The 20,812-nt window shown below is 66.7% G+C and carries 15 protein-coding genes, 1 tRNA gene and 1 pseudogene; 10 read left to right on the top strand and 7 right to left on the bottom strand.

Annotated elements, in window-relative coordinates; translation table 11 throughout:
• Positions 1 to 170: 170 nt before the first annotated feature.
• From ACIPWY_RS10460 to ACIPWY_RS10450, 3 genes are all read right to left on the bottom strand, one after another.
• Positions 171 to 812: an IclR family transcriptional regulator gene (locus ACIPWY_RS10460; protein WP_266671017.1), complete on the bottom strand. Its 642-nt coding sequence runs from the start codon at positions 810 to 812 to the stop codon at positions 171 to 173.
• A gap of 446 nt (positions 813 to 1,258) precedes the next feature.
• Positions 1,259 to 3,067 carry a DEAD/DEAH box helicase gene (locus ACIPWY_RS10455; RefSeq protein WP_383885556.1) on the bottom strand — a complete coding sequence of 603 codons (1,809 nt, stop codon included), beginning with the start codon at positions 3,065 to 3,067 and terminating at the stop codon, positions 1,259 to 1,261.
• A 329-nt stretch (positions 3,068 to 3,396) separates the two neighbouring features.
• Positions 3,397 to 4,947: an MFS transporter gene (locus ACIPWY_RS10450; protein ID WP_393704577.1), complete on the bottom strand. Its 1,551-nt coding sequence runs from the start codon at positions 4,945 to 4,947 to the stop codon at positions 3,397 to 3,399.
• Between the two features lie 191 nt (positions 4,948 to 5,138).
• Here ACIPWY_RS10450 and ACIPWY_RS10445 point away from each other — a divergent pair.
• The 4 genes from ACIPWY_RS10445 to ACIPWY_RS10430 all read left to right on the top strand — a co-directional run bounded on the left by ACIPWY_RS10445 (position 5,139) and on the right by ACIPWY_RS10430 (position 8,540).
• Positions 5,139 to 5,210, top strand: a tRNA-Cys gene (locus ACIPWY_RS10445).
• 276 nt (positions 5,211 to 5,486) lie between these two features.
• The gene (locus tag ACIPWY_RS10440) at positions 5,487 to 5,843 is read left to right on the top strand and encodes a hypothetical protein (RefSeq protein WP_362906260.1); all 357 of its coding nucleotides are present in this window, start codon (positions 5,487 to 5,489) and stop codon (positions 5,841 to 5,843) included.
• An 88-nt stretch (positions 5,844 to 5,931) separates the two neighbouring features.
• Entirely contained in the window at positions 5,932 to 8,001 is a 2,070-nt protein-coding gene (locus ACIPWY_RS10435; RefSeq protein ID WP_393704579.1) for a hypothetical protein, read from the top strand.
• Positions 7,998 to 8,540 carry a hypothetical protein gene (locus ACIPWY_RS10430; protein ID WP_393704581.1) on the top strand — a complete coding sequence of 181 codons (543 nt, stop codon included), beginning with the start codon at positions 7,998 to 8,000 and terminating at the stop codon, positions 8,538 to 8,540. The genes ACIPWY_RS10435 and ACIPWY_RS10430 overlap by 4 nt, the downstream gene beginning before the upstream one ends.
• A 734-nt stretch (positions 8,541 to 9,274) precedes the next feature.
• Here ACIPWY_RS10430 and ACIPWY_RS10425 read toward each other — a convergent pair.
• Together ACIPWY_RS10425 and ACIPWY_RS10420 are read right to left on the bottom strand one after the other, a co-directional pair.
• Positions 9,275 to 9,700 carry a hypothetical protein gene (locus ACIPWY_RS10425; RefSeq protein ID WP_393704583.1) on the bottom strand — a complete coding sequence of 142 codons (426 nt, stop codon included), beginning with the start codon at positions 9,698 to 9,700 and terminating at the stop codon, positions 9,275 to 9,277.
• Between the two features lie 9 nt (positions 9,701 to 9,709).
• The gene (locus tag ACIPWY_RS10420) at positions 9,710 to 10,357 is read right to left on the bottom strand and encodes a TetR/AcrR family transcriptional regulator C-terminal ligand-binding domain-containing protein (RefSeq protein ID WP_362906267.1); all 648 of its coding nucleotides are present in this window, start codon (positions 10,355 to 10,357) and stop codon (positions 9,710 to 9,712) included.
• A 449-nt stretch (positions 10,358 to 10,806) separates the two neighbouring features.
• Between ACIPWY_RS10420 and ACIPWY_RS10415 the strand changes: the two genes are divergently transcribed.
• The 6 genes and pseudogenes from ACIPWY_RS10415 to ACIPWY_RS10390 all read left to right on the top strand — a co-directional run bounded on the left by ACIPWY_RS10415 (position 10,807) and on the right by ACIPWY_RS10390 (position 16,454).
• A complete protein-coding gene (locus tag ACIPWY_RS10415) occupies positions 10,807 to 10,992 on the top strand; it encodes a hypothetical protein (protein WP_362906268.1) in 186 nt (61 codons plus the stop codon).
• Positions 10,993 to 11,133: 141 nt separating this feature from the next.
• Positions 11,134 to 11,775 (top strand): hypothetical protein, encoded by a 642-nt coding sequence (locus tag ACIPWY_RS10410; RefSeq protein WP_393704586.1) that lies wholly within the window; start codon positions 11,134 to 11,136, stop codon positions 11,773 to 11,775.
• A gap of 595 nt (positions 11,776 to 12,370) precedes the next feature.
• A pseudogene (locus tag ACIPWY_RS10405) lies at positions 12,371 to 12,901 on the top strand (Uma2 family endonuclease).
• A gap of 175 nt (positions 12,902 to 13,076) precedes the next feature.
• Positions 13,077 to 13,586: a hypothetical protein gene (locus ACIPWY_RS10400; RefSeq protein WP_393704588.1), complete on the top strand. Its 510-nt coding sequence runs from the start codon at positions 13,077 to 13,079 to the stop codon at positions 13,584 to 13,586.
• 5 nt (positions 13,587 to 13,591) lie between these two features.
• A complete protein-coding gene (locus tag ACIPWY_RS10395) occupies positions 13,592 to 15,886 on the top strand; it encodes a hypothetical protein (protein ID WP_401532748.1) in 2,295 nt (764 codons plus the stop codon).
• Positions 15,887 to 15,911: 25 nt separating this feature from the next.
• Positions 15,912 to 16,454, top strand: coding sequence for a hypothetical protein (locus ACIPWY_RS10390; RefSeq protein ID WP_393704592.1), 543 nt, complete (start codon positions 15,912 to 15,914; stop codon positions 16,452 to 16,454).
• Positions 16,455 to 17,147: 693 nt separating this feature from the next.
• Here the strand turns inward: ACIPWY_RS10390 and mycP are convergent.
• Positions 17,148 to 18,530 (bottom strand): type VII secretion-associated serine protease mycosin, encoded by a 1,383-nt coding sequence (gene mycP / locus ACIPWY_RS10385; protein WP_393704594.1) that lies wholly within the window; start codon positions 18,528 to 18,530, stop codon positions 17,148 to 17,150.
• Positions 18,531 to 20,189: 1,659 nt separating this feature from the next.
• Positions 20,190 to 20,792, bottom strand: a complete 603-nt coding sequence (locus ACIPWY_RS10380) for a hypothetical protein (RefSeq protein WP_393704598.1) — start codon at positions 20,790 to 20,792, stop codon at positions 20,190 to 20,192.
• Positions 20,793 to 20,812 lie beyond the last annotated feature (20 nt).

The following is a 20,812-nucleotide window of genomic DNA, read 5'->3' as shown; positions in this document are numbered from 1 at the left end:
ACGCTCCCGAGGGGCGCCCTACAGGGCGCGGGGAACTGCGCCCCCAGCCACAACGAACCCGCACCCGACAACGAACCGCGGTTTTTGAGGGGCGCGGGGAACCGCGCGAAACGCCCGCCACTGACACCCCGCACAAACACGCCCCGCGCCGACACCCACCCGGCCGCGCGCTAGCGCAACGCGTCGGCAACCTCCCGCGCCGCATCAAGAACCCGCGGCCCCACCCGCTCGGGCACGGAGTCCGAAAGCATCACCACGCCCACACTCCCTTCGAGCCCGGTCACCCCCACCAAGGGCGCCGCAGCGCCACACGCACCGGCCTCGAGCTCCCCATGGGTCAGCGTGTAACCAGGCTCAGGCACAAGCCCCTGCCGCGCCGCGAGTATCGCGCGGCCCGCGGCCCCCCGGTCGAGCGGATGCCGGAACCCGGCCCGGTACGCCACGTGATAGTCCGTCCAGGTCGGTTCGACGACGGCCACGGCGAGCGCTTCCGAGCCGTCGACCAGCGTCAGATGCGCGGTGGCCCCGATGTCCTCGGCAAGTGATCGCAGCGCCGGCAGCGCGGCCTCCCGTACCAGCGGATGCACCTGGCGGCCCAGGCGCAGTACGCCGAGCCCCACCCGCGCCCGGCCGCCGAGATCGCGTCGGACCAGGGCGTGCTGTTCGAGCGTGGCGAGCAGGCGGTACACGACGGTACGGTTCACGCCGAGCTTGTTGGACAGCTCGGTGACCGTCAGTCCGTGATCGGTGTCGGCGAGCAGCTTGAGGACTCGAAGTCCCCGGTCGAGCGTCTGGGAGGTCTCCGCGGTCACGACGCCCACTCCTTAGTGGTGAAGGCGGCGGCCCCCTCCGCGGCGGTTGCGACGCCGGTCCCGTGGGCGACGCGCGTCAGAGGCCGCCGGTCGGCAATCGACCCGGGCTTCGGATGGTCCCGGGCGGAGGCGCATGGCGCACCGGCTTCGCTCCGCGGCGGCTCTGCCACGGGGCGTGTGCGTTGCCGGGAATGTAGCGAGGTCGTCCCGCTCAGCGGAAGACTCCGTCCAGAATCCGGGCAGTAACTATCCCGACCTGTACAGATTGCCCCGATACGGGGGCCAGGATCAACGGAGCGTGCACCACCTCTGCACGTAGCGCACACGATTCCCGGCGCGCCGAATACCGCCGGCAGGGGACCCACACGGGTCACGCACGGGCCGCACACGGCGCACCCACGCACGCCGCGGGCCCGTCACTTCCCGTCAATTCCCGTGAAGTCCCGTCACTTCATCCGGGTGGCCCACTCCTGGACCTTCGCGATGCGCTGCCGCAGCTGCCCCGCCGTGGCCTCGGCGCTCGGCGGCCCCCCGCACACCCGCCGCAGCTCGGTGTGGATGACGCCGTGCGGCTTGCCGCTCTGGTGCACGTAGGCGCCGACCATGGTGTTCAGCGACTTGCGGAGTTCGAGGAGCTCCTTGTGGGAGACGACGGGCCGCCGCTCGGCCGGCATCTCCAGCAGGTCGGCCTCGCTGTCGGGCTTCTTCTTGCTGTGCGCGATCTGCCGCGCCTGCCGCTTCTGGAGCAGCATCTGCACCTGGTCGGGTTCGAGGAGCCCGGGAATGCCGAGGTAGTCCTGCTCCTCCTCGCTCCCCGGGTGGGCCTGCATGCCGAACTCGGCACCGTCGTAGAGGACCCGGTCGAAGGTGGCCTCGGACTCGAGCGCCTCGAAGGAGAACTGTTCCTGCTCCCCCGTGTCCTCGTCCTCCTGCTTGTTCGCCTCGTCCATCTCCTTCTCGGACTCGGCGTAGGGGTCCTCCTCCCCTTCCTTCTTCGGCTTGTCGAGCACGTGGTCGCGCTCGACCTCCATCTCGTTGGCGAAGCCGAGCAGGTCGGGGACGGTGGGCAGGAAGACGGAGGCGGTCTCGCCGCGCCGCCGCGAACGCACGAAACGGCCGACGGCCTGCGCGAAGAAGAGAGGGGTCGAGATGGTCGTCGCGTAGACCCCCACGGCGAGCCGGGGCACGTCGACGCCCTCGGACACCATGCGGACGGCGACCATCCAGCGGTCGTTGCTCGCCGAGAAGTCGTCGATGCGGCTCGACGCGCCGGTGTCGTCGGAGAGGACGGTGGTGGGCTTCGTGCCGGTGATCTCCCGGATCAGCTTGGCGTAGGCGCGGGCGGAGTCCTGGTCGGCGGCGATGACGAGACCGCCGGCGTCCGGGATGCCCTTCCTGACCTCGGTGAGCCGCTGGTCGGCGGCGCGCAGCACGCTCGGCATCCACTCGCCGCGCGGATCGAGAGCCGTGCGCCAGGCCTGGCTGATGGCGTCCTTGGTCATCGGCTCGCCGAGGCGCGCCGCGATCTCGTCACCCGCCTTGGTGCGCCAGCGCATGTTGCCGCTGTAGCTGAGGAAGATGACGGGCCGCACGACGCCGTCGCCGAGCGCGCTGCCGTAGCCGTAGGTGTAGTCGGCCGACGAGCGCCGGATGCCGTCCTTGCCCTCCTCGTACTGGACGAAGGGGATCGGGTTGGTGTCGGACCGGAAGGGCGTACCGGTGAGGGCGAGGCGGCGGGTGGCCGGCTCGAAGGCCTCCAGGCACGCCTCGCCCCACGACTTGCTGTCACCGGCGTGGTGGATCTCGTCGAGGATGACGAGGGTCTTGCGCTGCTCGGAGCGGTTGCGGTGCAGCATCGGCCGCACGCCCACACCCGCGTACGTGACGGCGACGCCCTGGTACTCCTTGTTGAGCGGCCCCGCGCTGTACTCCGGGTCCAGCTTGATCCCTATGCGCGCCGCCGCTTCCGCCCACTGCTTCTTCAGGTGCTCGGTCGGCGCGACCACGGTCACCTGCTGCACGACATGGTGGTGCAGCAGCCAGGACGCGAGGGTGAGCGCGAACGTCGTCTTGCCGGCGCCCGGGGTGGCGACGGCGAGGAAGTCTCGCGGCTGCTCCTGCAGGTACCTCTCCATGGCCCCTTGCTGCCAGGCACGCAGCTTGCCCGCGGTGCCCCAGGGGGCGCGGCCGGGAAAGGCGGGCGAGAGGTGGTGGGAGGAGGCGGAAGAGGCGGTGGCGGCGGCGGTGGTAGTCACGGTCTCCGGTTTTGACGCAGGTACGGGCGCGGGTGCGAAGTGCTGACGACGCGGGCTTCTGACGCTGGGAGTACGCACTTTGACGCTCGGGGGTACGTACGACAACCGGGCCACCCTACCGGTGGGGTGGCCGGGTCAGCGGGGGAACGGCACCGGGGCGGCACGTGATGCGACCCGTTTCACAGTCGCTCTTACGGAGCGCGTACAGGTCCCGCACGGAGTGCTTACGGGTCCCGCACGGAGTGCGTACGGCCGGGCGGCCGCCCGGATTCAGCCGCCCGGATTCAGGCGACCGGATCGGATCAGGCGACCGGATCAGGCGACCGGATTCAGATACCCGGGTTCGGCAGGCCGGAGGCCTGAGGCCGGGCAGCGGACCTCACGCGCGTAGCCACCCAGGCCCCCGCCAGGGCCACCGCCGCCATCGGCAGGAACACCGCGACGAAGGCCACCGGATGCGACTCTCCGCCGGAGGAAGCCACACCGTGGGCGGCCCCCACCGCTCCCCCGCCGAGCGCGGCGAACGCCGCTCCCCCCACGGCCAGCAGCACCACGTTGGACAGCCCGTCCGAGATCTGGAGGGCGGCCGAGTTGGCGCCCGCCTCCTCAGGCGCCGACAGCTCCAGCAGCAGCACGCTCGTCGACGAGATCACCAGCCCCATTCCCAGGCACCCGAATCCCCACGCCACGGCGACGATCCACACCGGCACGGCCTGGATCAGCACGCTCGGCGCCGTAGCGACGGCCGCCGCCACCAGCACCATCCCGCCCGCCATCAGCCGCTCCCGATGCGGCTCGAAGCGCGGCCGCGACTGCAGGAACGACCCGAACGCCCACGTGGCCCCGCCCACCGCGAGCGACAGCCCGGCCGTCATCGGCGAGAGCCCGCGCTGCGTGACGAGCATCAGCGGCACGAACGACTCGGCCGCGATGAAGGACCCGGCGGCGACACCGCGCAGGAGAACCACGGCCGGCAGCCCGCGGGCAGCACGGTACGTCCCGCGGGGCAGCAGCCCGAGCACGGCAGGCACCAGCAGGGCCACTCCCAGCGCACCGGGCAGGAGCGAGATCCACCGCAGGTCCTGGGCGGCGTACTGGAGCAGACCGGCCCCGAGCGAGATCCCGAGGGCGAGCCGGATACGGCGGCCGTCGACGGATCCGCGCGCCGCGCCCCGCGCGGGTCCCGACGCGCGCCGCCGGATCTGCGGCAGCGCGAGCGCCAGCGGGAACACGACGAGCACCGGGATCCCGATGAACACCCACCGCCACCCGAGGTGCTCGGTCACGGCGCCGGACGCGAGCGGCCCGACGACGGACGGAACGACCCAGCTCGCCGCGAACGCGGCCATGATCGCGGGCCGCAACCGCTCCGGATAGGCGCGGCTGACGACGACGTACAAGGCCACGATGACGAGCCCGCCCCCGAGCCCCTGCACGGCCCGCCCGGCGATGAACATCCACATCGACCCGGCGGTCCCGGCGAGCAGCAGCCCCATCGCGAACGCGGCGATCCCCGCCCCCAGCGGCCCGAGCGGACCGCGCCGGTCCGCCCACTGCCCCGAGAACACCATCCCGAACAGACTCGTCGTGAAGTACCCGGAGAACGCGAACGCGTACAGCGACACCCCGTCCAGCTCACGCGCGGCGACGGGCATGGCGGTCCCGACGGCGGTGGCTTCGAACGCGATCAGCAGAACGACGGAGACGATGCCGATGCTGAGGGCGCGATAGCCCCGCCCGAGCACGCCTTCAGCCGTCATGACATCGGCAGCAAGATCGGCGGGAGCGGCGGAAGCGATGTCGCCTCCGATATCGGGGGCGACATCGGAGGCAATGACGCGGGCGACATCGGCGTCACCGGACGGTTCCAGGGCGGTCATGAACCCCAGAGTAAGGGGCACAGCACCACTTGACCCCTGTCGATGGTCCCCGTTCTCCTGGTCCCTTGGTCGTACGACCATGAACGCCGTATGGCAGTCACGTTGCGACCCACGCGCCTCTCTTGGCGCGGCGACCCAGGGGCCATACGGTCAAGACACCGAGTTCAACGAACTTCGTTCCGAACTCAGTTGGCCGTGTGCCCGAGTGGTTTAGGGATTCGCCTGCAAAGCGAAGCACACCGGTTCGATTCCGGTCACGGCCTCGACCAGCACGCTCACGGAAGGGCGCCCCGCTTCGGCGGGGCGCCCTTCGGCGTTGCATCGCAGCTCCCCGTCAAGAGCTCCCCGTCAAGCGGGATGGAGTACGTCACCCGAGCCGGACACCCCTCCGACCCGCCATCCACCGGACTGGTCATTGATCACCCGGACGTGGGGTGACCGGCCCGCCCCGCTCCTCGTTGCCCAGAATCCCGCCTAGCCACAAGGCAGTTGGGCGATGCGGGGGATGCGAGCACAGACACGGGGAGGACATCGACATCATGGTCATCGGACCTGCTCAGGGGCAGCAGAATCTGGCTTCGTCACCGGCACGGAAGCGCGCCGCGGCAGGGGCGATCGAGAACCACATCGAACCCGACACGCGCCGCGCGGGCGAGTGGGCGGACGAGGACACTGGCGCCGCCGTCCGGGCGTTCGACGCGAAGGACGGGCACGGCTGGGTCACGTCATCGGCCCTGAAGAAGGCACACAAGGCATGGGGGGATCAGGTGAAGTCCCTTATGAACAGGCTGAGTTCGGAAAAGGTGTCGCTGCGCGCCACCACCGCACTCCTCCAGGGAACGGACTTCGGTGTAGGGGCGCAAGCCCGGACGTCGTCATCGCTCGACCACTACTGACTGCCGTACACCCCACCCGCCCTCCCCCGACCGACACACGAAGACAGGACAGGACAACACCGGACCCATGCCCACGTACCACGAGATCATGACCACTGACCTCGCCACGCTCACCACCGCCGCCGATCGCTGGGACGGCATGGCGAAGGAATTCGGAAAGCGGGAGGCGGACTACAAGCGGGACGTGCACGGCATCACGCCCGGCCCGCCGTCCCCCACGGCCTGGACCGGCCTCAGCGCCGACACGGCCGGCAAGCGCTTCGACGTAACGCTCCACGAATTCCGGAACGCCCAGACCGAAGCAAAGGCGATCGCCTCGCTGCTCCGGGACGCTCACGCGCAGTTCACCACGTTGCGCGGCCGCCTCTCGTCCGAACGCCAGGAAGCAGTCAAGGCCGGCATAAAGGTCTCGGACCGGGGAGTGGTGGCGTACGACGAGGAGCGCGCGGCGGCGAGCGAGGCCGGCTCCGCGATGCACGACCCCGCGAGCAGGGCCGAGGTGCACAGGGCGGTCGCGTCCTGGCAGGGGCGCATCGACAAGGCGGTGCGCGCGGTCGGGGACGCCGATACGGGTGTCGAGATCGCGTTGAGCGCGGCGGTCTTCGACTCGGTCCTGACCGACGGCACGGGAAGCGGATTCAACTCCCGAGCCAAGGGCGACATCGAACGGTACGAGGCCGACGCGGCAACGGAGTCCGCCCGCGAACTGGCCAACGGCGGACGGCTCACACCGCACCAACTCGCGGAACTGCAACGCGCGTTCCGCGACAACAGCCACGATCCGGTATTCAGCCGAACCGTCCTCGACAGCCTCGGCGCGAGCGGCACGATCCGGCTCGGCAACAGCCTGGGCGACCTCGCCCACGTAACGGACCCCCGGCACGCCGCGGACTACGCGTCCCTCGAAACAGGCCTCGCCAACTCCCTCGCGACAGCGACCAAGAACTCCGACTCCAAGTGGTACGAGAACTGGCGGACGGAAATGCGGAAGGCGGGCGTCGCCCGCTACGAGACCGATGTCCAGGCAGCCAGGCTGGACAAGATCCGCGGATACCAGTCCCTGGTCACGCTGATGCAGCACGGCGACGGATACGGGCGCGACTTCCTGGAGGACCTCGGCGACGACATGATCAAGGCCGAGAAGAAGAACCCGGACATCTGGGACCTGAAGGGCGAGTACAGCGGGCAACGGGATGGCTGGTTCGCCAACGACCCGGTCGACGGCGTACTCGGCGTCATGAGCCACGAGCCGGCCACGGCGGCGCATTACCTCAATGACGACGACCGCATGAAGTACCTGATGCACGACCGCGACTGGAAGGTCACGCTGCACACGGACGAGGCGGCAAAGGCGACGGTCTACACCCCGTCCCTGGACAAGGACACCCACGCAGGCTTCGCGGCGGCGCTCCAGGCGGGGGCAACGGGCCTGGACCCGTCGGACCCGAACGCGAAGTACGTCGAGCACTCCAAGGACAACAATGCAGTGTTCAAGTCGTCACTGAAATACCTGGCAGAAGAGGGCGACAAATTCCCGGCTTCGTTGAGGGAACCGGTGGCGAAGATCCTGGTTAATCATGGGGGTACGGTGCATGCGGCGGCGAGCCGAATCGAAATGAAGGGGTCTGCTGTCGAGCAGGACACCCTGTACGAGGTCGTGAAACAGGTATCCAAGGACCAGACCTCGTACGCCGCACTCAACAGTGGGATCAATCACGCAATTGTGAGCGATATCCACGACCCCGACCAGAAGCGCCCGCTGGATTCACTGACGCGCGCGGGACGAACAGTTGGGTTCCTGGAACAGGCAAGGGTCGCCGCCGCAGGTGACCCCAAGACCGCAGAGTTCGAGCAAAAATGGGTCGTCGATCAGGCCATTGGGTACCTACCCGTCGGGAGCGATGAAGTGCAGTCAGGAGTTGACTACGTGACAGAGAAATGGCTGGCCGACGAACAGCGAAAGATCGACGACAAAGCGGCAGACGCCAATATCGCCAACTACAGCAATCGAAACGACCAGCTCATGGCTCTGGCGGAGGAGTGGCGCAAGGTCCATCACACTCGCGACTCACCGTACGATCCACAGAACGTAGTCGACCAAGCCGCAGACGCGGGGTCCCAACGCGCCCACGGCGTATCAGGGGAGCCCACCCAGTGAGCCTTCGCGACAGGGCGGGCGGAGCATGTGCGCTGGCGACCTTCACTCTGCTCTGCCTGCCCGCATGTAGCGCGCAGGACATCAGCATTCCAAGGTCGATTTGCGACACGCCCGTCGAGCAAAAACTCACCGCACCCCTACTCAAACGCACAGGGGAATTAAGCGAATGGCACACCGCCGGCTGGGGCGGGAAGGAGACGTCGGTATGTATCATCTCTGTCGACAAAACCGAAGCGCTGCGATTCAGGTTTGCCTGGCATACCGACATCATCGACCCTATGACGTACTCGTCACTCGATAATTCTGTCACCGGACTGTGGGAGCCAAGACGCGTGCGTCACTTGGCCGAATCCGCCACGCTCGGAGACAACGGAGCGATCGCCACGACCCGATGCGAGGGCCGAGCGAAATGGCACTTCACCCTCGCCCTTAAAGTCACTCGCGATCAAAAGATCGTTCACCAGAGAAACGACATCGAGCAGTTCATGCGCGCCTACATGCCCGCAACTATGAGAGCCGTGGGCTGCACCCACCCCTGAAAGGCCAAGCGCCAGCGCCCGTCACCCCCCAGCGGTAAGAATCACTCCCCCACCCACAACAATCACCGCAAACGCAACAAAAACCGCCACAAACAGCAGCAGCTTCCCGGCGGAGGGACCCGGCTCGTAAGCGCGCGGCTCGGGCTCGTCCGCCGGATTCTGGCGACCTGAAGACTCACCTGTCGTCGTCACCACTGCCGTCCTCTCAACGCGAAGTTCGCACACCCAACGTACGACTCCGCGGAGACGGACTATCGACCACCCCGCCCAGCCAAGACGGAACCGGCCGTACGGGACCCCGCATCAAACGCGGGGCCCCACCGACCACTCCTGCCACCCCCGTGACGCGGCAGTGTCGCCTCACCATAGGCCTGGACCACTGCAACTCCACCGTGCGGCCACTGGATGACCACTGGGCTTCCGCAAACGGAACGAGGGCCGCCCAACCACGGGGGGAAGTCGGGCGGCCCTCGTACTCAACAGTAGGCATCCGTCGGCGGAAACGGTCGCGCGGATGGCCGAAGTTTGCTCGATCTGCACGCCCGGCGCGTGACCGTCACACACACGTCTGCGCTGGTCATCGCCATGAATGAGTCGTGCGGGCGGCGCCGCGGGGCCACTTCGATTCGGCCGGAGTCCATCGCTCGCTCGCAACGACACCTACTGACGCACAGCGGAAGGGGCGGCGCCGGAATCACTCCGGTACCGCCCCTTCCGGCTGTCTGTCTACGCGCTCAGGAGCCCGACATGGAGCCCCCGAACATGGGGTCGTCCCCCGATTTCCCGATGCCGACGGACGACGCACCGAAGCTCACCGCGCCGGTGGCCGTGACTCCTCCGGTGGAACCGCGAAGGCCCCACACGGCACCGTCGTCGCTGTTCTCGCCGCCCGCGCCCACAGACAGATCGGCGCGGCCGTCCTTGTTGTGGTCGGCGAGGTGGATGGCGTCGCCGAACAGGTCCGACGACTCGTTGGCGCCCGGGACACCCGAGGTGCCCTGATTGAAGGACTGGGCACCGGTCCCCGTCAGGCCGGAGGCGCCGCCGCGCAGCACCCAGACGTTGCCTGCGTGGGAAGCGGAGCCGATGGTCTCGAAGCGCGCGGGGCGCCCGTTCAGCCGAAAGATGATCGCCCACCAGACAACCCGCCAGGCCGGCATGCCCCGGCCTCAACCGCGCACCACACCGTTACCCGCGCGCCCACCGGCCCCCTCCCCACCGAACACCCCACCCCGCGCCGCCCGATAAGCCGCCTCAGCGCTCGCAGCAACGAGCCGCTCGTCGATGTCCGCCCTCATGATGAGCAGCCGGTAGTAGAAGGGCGCGCTCAGCGCCGCGATGACTTCGTACGCATCCGTGTCCGGAGGAACCTCGCCCCGTTCGACGGCACGACGCACCAACTGCGTCACGACTTCCGTGCGCGCGACGAAAGCGCCGCGGACAAGATCCGCGATATGCGGGTCGTACGCGGCGGCCGCCACCATCGCCTCGACGAGGTTGCGGCTGCGCGGCAGGGCGTGGAACCCGGCGATGGCCTCGGCCAGCTCGTACAGGTCCTGACGGAACTCACCGGAGTCCGGCGTGGCGATGGTCTTGCTGTGCTGAGCCATCAGATCGACGACGACACCCTCGACGCTGCGCCAGCGGCGCCTGATCGTCGAGACGTGGACACCGGAACGCGCCGCGAGCTTGTCGAGCGTGAGCGCGCCGAACCCGGCCTCGTCGAGCTCGTGCAGCGCGGCCGCGAGGACGGCCGCGCGGGTGCGGGCCGTACGTCCGCCGGGGCGGGCGGAGCCGTGCTGTGGTCGCTCAGTCATCGACGTCAATGTAGACGCCGCGACACCAAGGCGAACGCCGAGCCGCCAGGCAGGCCCCGCTGAACCCCAGCCGTGCGCCAGACGCGGCCCAACCCGACACCGACCCCACGGGCACCAGATCTTCACGTGCGGTCAGGACGATTCCTGCCGCATTCGCTTTGCGCGGCCGACGGCTACCGGATAGCGTGGCCACACCTTAATGCGCGATGGGAAGCATTAGCGCGTCACGCATGGGTGCACGGGGGACGTGAGCCGGGTCGAACCGGGCTCGCACAACGGGGGATATCGTCACCGCTGCCGCGCCGGCCAAGGCCGCGCGGCAGCGGTGGCGCCACGGCAGCGCCACGCCCGCACCGCGCCGTGCAGCCACGACAGCGGCACCTCTCCCCCCTCACCGGAGGCACCTGCCCACCAGCGGTGATCCCCCTGGCACCCGCACCCGCACCCGCGTGGCCCGAAGCTCCGATCCCGGGCATCCTCACCACCGGCGCACCGTCAGCACGAACGGCAAGCCGTCACCGGGCTCGGACTGCCAGGGAGGAAACCTCCCCGAGGACCACGGCTACGGCCTCAAGGCCTGCCTGGAAAACCACGACGCACGCGCCTGCTCGACCGAGCACCACGTCCACTCCTGACGCCCGGGTTCCGCGGAACCCCGGGCCGCGGAACCCCAGCACTCCGGCACTCGGCACCCACCACTCATGAGCACCCGTACGCGCCACGCCTGAGTACCTCGACGGTGCCGCCACGCCCCTCCGACGACTTTGATCGTCTCCATGCAAACGATGCCGCCGCCCCAGCCCACTTCCCCGAGCCGCCCGAAGCAGGCTGGGACCGGCGCCACCGTCAGTCGAGGGCAGTGGGCATCAATCGCGGCAGCCCTCGCGTTCGTCGCCCTCATAGGCTTTACGGCCAAGGCATGCGAGTCGCTCGAGGGCGGCCCCGTCAGATCGGCTTCCGCCTTCGGCCGGCAGGTCCAGGACACGAAGCAGGCAGGCGAGGACGCATACGCACAGCTGTCACCCGCATCGTTGACGGAGCCGTACGCGGAAAAGGAAGGCAGCACGTCCTGCGTGGACGACTTCGGCTTCGACGACACCGGCGTCACCCGGGACCAGCCGATCTACACCTGGAGCGTCGAGTTCGGAGACCGCGCCGGCTACCTCACGGCGCTCGCGAACCTCAAGGCCGATTGGAAGAAGCAGGGCCGCACGGTGAAGAACATCGCATCCCCCGCCGAAGACGAACCGGGCCACGGCCTCCCCGGCATCAGCACAACCGACGACCACGGCACAAAGCTGTCCCTCGCCCCCGGCTACTACTCAGGGAAGCCGGTCATCCGCGCGGAAGGCACATGCACGCGCCACCGCGACGAGTACGGCTACGACTACGACGGGGACGGCGAGCCGGGCTGGTGACGGTTCAGCAGCAGGCGACGAACGCCGCCCAGGCGCACGCCTCGCCCGCCGACTGACAGTCCAGCAACTCCTTGACTGGGCCCGATCGTTCGAGACAGCGGAGCAACTGGTGGCCGAACTGGCGATCAACGCGTTCACCCACGGCCGCGTACCCGGCCGAGACTTCCGCCTGACACTCAACCTCACACCGACGGACACGCTGTGTATCGAGGTACGGGTCCACGCGGAGACGCCATGCCGCTCGAGCCGAGCTACGGCAAGCCCCGGCCTGCTCCTGGTCGAGGCGCTGGCAGACGCCTGGGGCGCGAGGCCGGGGCCGCCTCCGACCGAGACGGTATGGGCTGAATTGGCAGCATCAAAGCCGTCCTGACCACATCGAGGTCTTCACGACGCGGTGGACCAATGCGCGGCGGGTCACGCGATCAAAAGCCAAGTATCCGGGGAGAGAACCCTCCCGAACCTCCCCCGACCCCCACTGGCGCTGCCGCTGCCGCTGCTGCTGCTGCTGCCGCCGCTCGACCGAACCCCGACTGAGGCTGACGTTCGCAGACCGAGGCCCAACCGCGGCCCGGGTTGCCCTCCCGAGGAATGCTCGATCGCCCCCCCCAGGCTGGACGACGCACTTCCCGGCAAGTTGGAGATCACAAAGGAGGGGATCACCCACGACGCTGCGACTCCCAACGGTCAACACGAGCTGGCAGTGCTTCGCATCAGGAAACGCCTGGAACAGGACATGCCAAATAGCCTGGTGGCTCACACGGGGGTCCCCGACGTGGAGGGCGAGCCCAGCAGATCCTGCGCCGCCCGGACGTCATGTTGATCGCCGAGGCCGACATGGAAGCTGAGGGCGCATTCGATCCGCGCACGCTGCTGGCTGCCATCGAGGTCGCCTCAATCTCCAACCCCGACAACGACTGGGTAGGCAAGACGAGGCACTACCCACTCCTGGGAATCCCCATCTACGTGATCTTCGACCCCAGAACGGGCACCGGCGCCGTAATGACGGACATCCACTCCACCCTCGAGGGCCCGCGCTACGCGACCCGCAAGGACTTCGTCTACGGCGAGACCGTCACCATCGCCGACTGGACAATCCCCCACAGACACGCTCCCCCGCTACCACTGAACCACAGCACTCACGCCACCCCTCGAGAGCTCACGCACAGTTCCCGCCAGATCACGATCGCACAATGTGATCTTGATAGTTCGGTTGCTAGGTTGATCGCAGTCGGCGTCCGGCAGTCGCGAAAGCAACCAGACGCACGGGGAGCCACAGCACACACGGGGGAAGGTGCTCACCCATGGCATGGGAAGAGTGGGAGCAACTCAAGACCGACGCGGAAGCTCGGCGGTCCACGCAGATGCAGATCAATCACGTGGCCCCAGTGAGCGACGACCGGGCCGCCACCCCCACGTTCGGGGACCTGAAGGTCAAGAACGCCGACCTGGAGAAGATCGGCAAGGAGGCGCACTCCCTCTTCGAGCACCTCGGCCGCGAAGGCAAGGTCTCCCTCGCCAGTAGCGACTCGGCCGCGAGCAATCTCAAGCAGCAGGGCTTCGACCTCGCAAACGGGCTTCAGCACGTATCGAACCGCTGGGAGAAGCAGCTCGGATCGCTCCTGGACGCCTGCGCACAGATCTCGAACCATCTCCATAGGACGCAGTCCATCCACGGCGGAGACGAGGACTACATCCGCCGCACGATGAGCAGCATCGACACGCTCGACCAGGGCTTCGACGAGCGCGTGGGCAAGGCCGGGAAACCGAACCCCGCGTACTACGGCAAGCCGAGCGAGAAGAAGGACGACTGAGGCTGATGGACTTCGACACGCTCTACCACGCCAACTTCAAGCTGCTGGATGACGCTGTAGGGGACTGGAACCTCCTCGTCGGCAACCTGGAGAAGCTGGAGACCCAGGCTGAAGACGGACTACACAAAGCCGCCAACAAGGCCAACTGGGCCGGCATGAACGCCCGGGTGACCAAGAAGTTCATCGGGAAGACGGCTGGCGAGTTCACCGATGCCCACACCCAGGCTAAGACGATCCACAGCATCCTCGGCGACACCGTGGGTGAGCTGAAGAGGTACCACGAGGATCTGAAGAACGCCATCGCCCGGGGCCAGAAGAAGCACCTGACGGTCACCTCCACCGGCGACGGCGGGTTCACGGTCCGCGCCGCGAAGGGACACACGCCTCCCGAACATGACCGGAGCGAGGTCACCACGCTCCGGGACGAGGTTCAGAAGATCCTCGACAAGGCGACTGAGAGCGACAGTTCGGCCAGCAAGGTACTGAGGGCCATCGCCGATCAGAGCGAGCTTGGATTCTCCGACGCGAAATACAAGAACCGGGACGAGGCTGCGGCGGCCATCAAGGCAGCCGAGGAGTTGGCCAAGATCGCCAGGAAGAACCCCGAGGACCTCACGGTCAAAGACTTCGACCGGATCAGCGCCGGGTTGAAGAAGTACAAGAACGACGAACTGTTCTCAGAGCGGTTCGCCACCACGCTCGGCCCACAGAAGACCATGGAATTCTGGGCCGGCATCAACGACCCCGCCGTGAACTTGGACGTCGGACGCGATCGCCGCAATCAACTCGACGACATGCAGCGCAACTTGGGTATGACTCTCGCCCACGCCTCCCAGAGTGACTCGACCGCGATGGACAAATGGCGGCTCAGCGTCATCGAGCTGGGCGACAAGCCCATCTACGGCGACAAGGGCGGCCCCATGGGCTTCCAGGTCATGAGCAACCTGATGCGCACGGGCGACTACGACGACCAGTTCATGAAGGACTACGGCACCAAGCTCATGGCCACCGAGCGCAGGCTCACCGGCAACGGCGAACACGCCAATATGGCATGGCAGCACATGGGCACCGACCAGACACTCAACCGGATCGGCGATGACAGCGGGTCGGATCCGCTCACGGGTTATCTGAAGGGGATTTCCAACAGCCCCGACGCAGCTACGGCCTTCTTCAACGAGCAGTTCGTTTCGAAGCATGACCCAGACAACCCGTTCGAGCACGACACGGACGGCGACGGAAATACGGGCAGGAAGGAACTGTCCAACTTCCAGTACCTGTTCGAGGAGCGGGAGTGGCCTGAAGAGACCGACTTCCACGGTGACGAAATCAATACCGGACGGAACAATCTGGCGCTGGCACTGGAAGCGGCTACCACTGGGCATCCGGCGGGCGAGATGCCAACTCTCGACACCCCCGCACACAACGGCGACCAGGCCAAGCTGTTCAACGCAATTGTAGGATCCGTTGCAGATGACCCTGACCGACTCACGGGGAAGGGTTACATGTCGGACAGCATGGGCCAGATGGCCTCGGAATACCTTCCCGACATCAACCGAGCGGCCAGCGATGTGAGTAGAGACTCCGCAGCATGGAAGGACATCGAAAAGCTCTACCCACTTGCCGGCTCCGACGCTAAACTCCAGCACCCCGAGGTGACCAAATTCCTGTTCGCTGTCGGACAGAATCAAGAAGGGTACGCCGCCGTCGAAGTTGGACAGAAGGCGTATCTGGGCAAGCTGCTGGATTATCATCTCGACCCTGAACTCCCTGCGAGTCATCGCTATTCAGAGGACGAGCAAACGGTTATCGAGCGTATCTCAAAGAGCTCGGGCGAGATTTCTGGAACTCTTGTGCTCGGGCGCCAAGAGGAGATCGGTGGCCCCGCTGGAGAAAAGGACGAGGCCTACGAAAAGTCTGTGGCCCAGTACAAGAACCTGGCTGCCAGAACTGCAGCGACCGTGACGGGCGCAGGCACATCCCTCATTGCATCACCGATGGCTGGAGCTGTAGTCGGCGGTGTAGTCGGCACCGCAACAGGCGCGATTCTGGAGGGAGCTTTCGCGGACGCCGAGGGGCACGCGGCAGAGGCCGCACAAGGCAAGATGGGAAATCGTTGGCAGGCGGGTCTCTACGACAACGGTGAACGGGCAGGAGGGGCAGCTCGGACTGCCGCAGAATCCAACCCTCATGTCGACGACAGCGACGCAGACTCTTGGGCCCGGGACGCAGCGCGCCAGGGATATTTGAACGCGCAGAATATCCTTGACGGGCAGGCCCCGGGCAGCATCACGAATCCCTGAAGATTCCACCGAAAGACAAGGTCAAGTGAACCAGATCTGCACCTCAATGGGTCCTCGACTTATTATGGCTGCCCTGTCCAGTGGGCTCATTTTGTTGACCTCCGGATGCTCCGGAGGCCAACAAGGCCGCAACTATTCCATCCCCTCCACCCTGTGTGGGATTCATTTCGATGCCGACAAGTTGGCCGAATTCCTGCCAGGGGGAGACGGAATCTCCACGAAACAGAAGTCGCCCGACAAAGGCGTTAAGCAGTGCGACGTGTTCGTCGACGGAAAGTTGGCGGCAACCACCACTCAAGCATGGTGGGCCGAAGGGACCTCTCTTGCTGACTTTACGTCCGGGCAGACTCTCAAGAATATCGACCACACGGCAAGCAAGGGGAATTACCTGTACTCGGGGAATGAAGCATTCGGAAAGACCGCCGACTGCGCGAAACCTGAAGAAGCTGGCCGACTACTGTTCACTGCAGTACAAGTATCCGAGTCGAGCCATAGCGACCCTGAAGCAATGAAAATTATTATCTCCGACTACACCAGCGCAGTTGAGGAATCCAACGCATGCCGATGAGAGCAACAGTCGCATGATTGCACCGATGATTATCGACTGGCTGCCTTGCCCAGGACTTCGCACACACCTTGCCGCCATCGACTGACCTATTTACCGGACTACAGGCCTACAGCTCCAGGCGCCCGGATTCCGATGCCATGCATCAGATGATCGCGTCCTACCAAGCGCTCCTCGGAGGCTCAGCCTCTTTATCTCCATCAGTGCAAACGGTCATCACGAGTACCGTCACTACTGGGAAAAGCATGTGAACGGGTTTTCTCACGTCTAGGATCATCGAACGTCATAGGTATCGCTGCGTTCCTTGAGCCGGATCGCCCTGCGGTTGCGCCGTTCCGCCTGATCACCCAGCTTCAAGCAGACAGAGAAAAGCGCCCCACCCGATACCTATACTCGCGCCCGTCACGCGCCGCACCCGGATCTATCGCAGTCCGCTTCACTCCTCATAGCCTGGCCAATTCGCCTACCGCACGCTCTCGGCCTGCACGGCAGTGAGGTACCACTGGTCGTCACGCGTCGAATCCGCTTCCGCGGGGGCCACTGCCATTCCCGTCAGCACGAGGCCGGAGAAGGCTCAGACGACAATCCGGTGCCTGCACCGGATCGCATGGGGCGGCATGTGTCTGCCTCTCGTCGTACTCGACGCGTCATCACAAAGCCCGCCCAGGATCGTGCGGGACGTCCCGGTTGGGTGCGTCAGGTGCCCTGGTTGGGGTTGTACTGGTTGTCGTTCGACGGAGGTGTCGCGTACGGCTGCGGATTCGTGAATTGCGGTGCCCCGTAGGGCTGTCCCTGGTAGGGCGGCTGGGCCGGAAGGTAGGGCGGCAGCGAGGCTTGTGAGGCTGCCGTGCGGCGTCGGCTGCGGGTGACCGCGACGGCGGTCGCGGCACCGGCCACTACGAGCACGCCTACGCCGACGCCGATCCAGAGGGGGGTGTTGCTGTCGTCGCCCTTCGATGCGGCGGCCGGCGCGGCGGAACTGCTGCCGTCCGGGGCCTGGGCACCCGTGGAAGGCTTGGCCGACGGCGACTTCGACGCTGCGACGGGGTAGTCCGGAAGCGGGTACTTGTTGGCCGGGCCCGGGTCGCCCGGGGTCTTCAGGGCGATGCGGGGGCGGACAATTCCGTAGCCGATGAAGTCGCTGCGCTTCGCTCCGCTGGTGGGGCCACCGATGGTGTTGAGCATGACCCGGAGGACCTGGTTGTTGGTCCAGTTCGGGTGCTTGGCCCAGATCAGGGCGGCGCTGGCGGAAGCAAGGGCGGTGGCATCGCTTGTGCCGTGGCTTTTACAGAGGCCTGTCGCACTCGACTTACTCCCGCAGGCATGGACCATTTCATCCCCTGGAGCCGCCATGTCCACCTGCGCGCCGTGAGTGGATTCGGCCGTCACGCCAAGGTCCTTACCGACGGCACCCACGCCCACCACCCCTGGAGTGGCAGCTGGGTATTCCACCGTGTTTCCGTCCTTACCGGCATTACCGGAGGACGCAAAAACCAGTGAGCCCTTCTTCAACGCGTAGTTCACTGCATCAGTGAGCTCGTCCGACCCCGACAAGACGCCCTGGGAGATGTTAATGACCTTGGCGCCATGGTCCACCGCGTACCGGATCGCCTTGGGAGCAAGCCGGTTGAACACTTCAGCGGATTGGTACTGGTTTCCCAGCTTGGCGCCATCCGGCATACGAATCGGAAGGATCTTGGCTTCCGGCGCAAGTCCGAAGGAGCCCTGGCCACCGCCGTGCGCTCCAGTCGCGGCAATCAAACCCGCCATGCCGGTGCCATGGCCTCCAAAGTCTGTGTGCTCGTCACCAGCCTCTTTGGGAGCCAGGTTCAGGCCGTCCAACACTCGCCCCCGCAGATCGGCGTTGTTCGGGTCCACACCTGTGTCGATTACCGCAACAGTGACGCCTTCGCCCTTACTGGTACGCCACATGCTCTCCGCTTGCATGACGGTGAGGTACCACTGCTCATCGCGAGTCGAGTCCGCGAAGGCAGGCGCCGTTGCACCACCCACCAACAGCAAACCGAGGGCTGCCGAGGTGACCGCTCGGCGGCCGTACCGACTTCTGCTGGTGGGCATGTGCCTACCTCTCGCTGTTCTTCGGAGCGTTGTCGATGACCGGAGGCACAGTGCCGCGGTCGTCCGGCTGCCAGGTCTCTTCGTCCTCCACGAGGTAGTCGGGGCGCTCGCTCCTGTCTTCATCGTGGCGCCCATTGGGATGGGCTCCATGAGGTGTCATGCCGTTGCGGCCAGCCTGGCCCGCGCCGCGACTCTCCTCCGACGGAGTCCCGGCCGCGGCGGCGCCCTGGCCTCGTACCAAACCTGAGCCGCCTGAACTGAAGGAACGGGTGTTGGCACGGCCCTGCTGTTGCGGGCGACCACCGACGATGCCACCGTTCTCGCCCGTCGCTCCCGACACTCGGCGGCCCTGGGCACCACCGCGGGAACCACCGCTGGTGCCCGCGACCGTAGGCTTGGCACCCATCGGTGCCTGCCCCGGGGTGCCCCGACCACCCGTCGTGCCTTCGGTGCCCATCACCCTGCCACGAGGAATTCCCGTTGTGGGCTTGCCCGTTGTGGGCTGGGGGCGACCACCCGCCACTCCGTTACTGGTCGGCAGGCGACCCGGAGTGCCGGGGGTTCCTGCCCGCCCTGTGGCTGTAGCACTCTGACCCGGCATCATCGGCCCGCGTGCGCCCGGGAGCGTCGGGCGACCCGTGCCGCTCGTCCCGGGCGGGGTTCCGGTCCGGGACGTTCCTCCAGTGGAGCTCTGAGGCGCGGAGCCACGTGCAGTGAAGTTCGGTCCGGTGCCGCGGCCGTTGGTGAGGCCTCGTCCCCCGCCGTAGGCCGGAGGCATCCCCACGACAGGAGGCGCGCCGGAAGGGCCCGGTACATTCGGTCCAGCCTGTACGGGGCCCGTCGTGGTCGGGTGGGTCGGTGAAACCTCGGGCAGTGTCCCCACGGTGTCGATGCCCATTTGCGTGGGGGGCTCGTCAATGCTCGGGACCGCGCGCTCCGGCGTGACCGAACCCCGGTGCACCGAGGCCGTCCTGGAACCAATCGCGTGTCCGGTTGCTCCGGCCGCAGAGCCGACGCCACCGGTTCCGGACGACGCCTGAGCAGACCCTCCTCCATACCCATGCCCGGTTGACGAGTCACGCTCGAAGTGCTCCGGCACAAACGCCTGAGGCGGCGGCGGAAACTTCGGCCTGGGCAAGCTGTCCATCTGCGTGGAGGACAGCGAATACGCCTGCCCCAGCTTCCGCATCTCGCCGGCCGCTTCTTGCCGGACCTTCTCCTTGTTCGCCGCGATCGCCTGCAGCTCGCTCGATGACTTGCTCGCGACAGCGGCGGCATCCGGGTCGTTGTGGGCCGCGGTCGCCGCGTCCAGGTTCGCCTTGGCGCCAGCCTTGTCACGCGGGATGGAGGCCTGGGCGGTGCCGATCGCCTCCGATGCACGGGTCAGCCACGTCGACGAATCATGGCTGAAATCACCCAGCGCCAAAGTCGAATTGGCCAGGTCTCCCGACCAGGTGCGGAACGCCTCAGCGCCCTCGCCCTTCCACTTCACCCACTGGGGGCGGACCTTCAGGTCCTCAGCGATCGAATGGATCTCCTTGGCGGCCGCCTTGAGCCTTTCGGCAGCGGCCTACACCGATCCTGAGTTCGCTTGGTCGAGCCACTCCAGCATCGCCTCGTGGCTCATGCCTTCGAATGGGTCCATGAAGTTTCGTGGCATCAGGCAGCTCCATGCTTGTTACCAGCACTGGGCGTCGATTCGGGCTTGGGCGACGAGGTGCCCGCATCACCGGGCTTACCCTTCGTGTCCTCCGTGCCGATCTCATCCATCTTTGGCCCCTCACCGTGATGCCACAGCCGGGACTTCTCCGGGTCGTAGTCGCCCCCGTAGTGGTCCTTCGTCTCCGCGCTGATCGCCGCCATCCGGTCACGGATGTCGACGTCGATGTTCGCGTACCCCTTGTGCGAGGCCAGCACCGCGATGCCCATGCCCTCTATGGAGTCGGAGAGCACCTTCGACAGCTTCTCCAGCTCTGTGAGCACCGTCTGGTACGACGTGAACAGGCCGTCCGCCGCGCCCCAGCCGGCTGCGCCTCCGCCGAACTGGTGGCGGCTGAGCGGCTCTTGGCCGATCTTCTGGGGGCCGGCGTCGGATCCCTTCAAATCCTTGATCAGCTCATCAACCCGCTGCTGGAACTTGGTGAACGACTCCAGCTCGGTGACGACCTCCCCCACCGCCGCCTGCGCAGCCGCCACCGCGCCGAGAATGCCGAAAGATGCCCACGGCGATCCCCCGCCGCCGTCACCTGTTTCCTCTGCCATCGCGTCCTCCCCGTTCCCCC

The organism is Streptomyces sp. NPDC090032, from assembly GCF_044748025.1.
Lineage (GTDB): Bacteria > Actinomycetota > Actinomycetes > Streptomycetales > Streptomycetaceae > Streptomyces.
This window is presented reverse-complemented; position numbering and strand designations above follow the sequence as displayed.

Coding starts and splice junctions, on each gene's coding strand:
- ACIPWY_RS10420 (WP_362906267.1), bottom strand. CDS start 10,357: ATGACTGAGCGACCACAGCACGGCTCCGCCCGCCCCGGCGGACGTACG.
- ACIPWY_RS10440 (WP_362906260.1), top strand. CDS start 5,487: ATGGTCATCGGACCTGCTCAGGGGCAGCAGAATCTGGCTTCGTCACCG.
- ACIPWY_RS10425 (WP_393704583.1), bottom strand. CDS start 9,700: ATGCCGGCCTGGCGGGTTGTCTGGTGGGCGATCATCTTTCGGCTGAAC.
- ACIPWY_RS10400 (WP_393704588.1), top strand. CDS start 13,077: ATGGCATGGGAAGAGTGGGAGCAACTCAAGACCGACGCGGAAGCTCGG.
- ACIPWY_RS10410 (WP_393704586.1), top strand. CDS start 11,134: ATGCAAACGATGCCGCCGCCCCAGCCCACTTCCCCGAGCCGCCCGAAG.
- ACIPWY_RS10450 (WP_393704577.1), bottom strand. CDS start 4,947: ATGACCGCCCTGGAACCGTCCGGTGACGCCGATGTCGCCCGCGTCATT.
- ACIPWY_RS10435 (WP_393704579.1), top strand. CDS start 5,932: ATGACCACTGACCTCGCCACGCTCACCACCGCCGCCGATCGCTGGGAC.
- ACIPWY_RS10380 (WP_393704598.1), bottom strand. CDS start 20,792: ATGGCAGAGGAAACAGGTGACGGCGGCGGGGGATCGCCGTGGGCATCT.
- ACIPWY_RS10395 (WP_401532748.1), top strand. CDS start 13,592: ATGGACTTCGACACGCTCTACCACGCCAACTTCAAGCTGCTGGATGAC.
- mycP (WP_393704594.1), bottom strand. CDS start 18,530: ATGCCCACCAGCAGAAGTCGGTACGGCCGCCGAGCGGTCACCTCGGCA.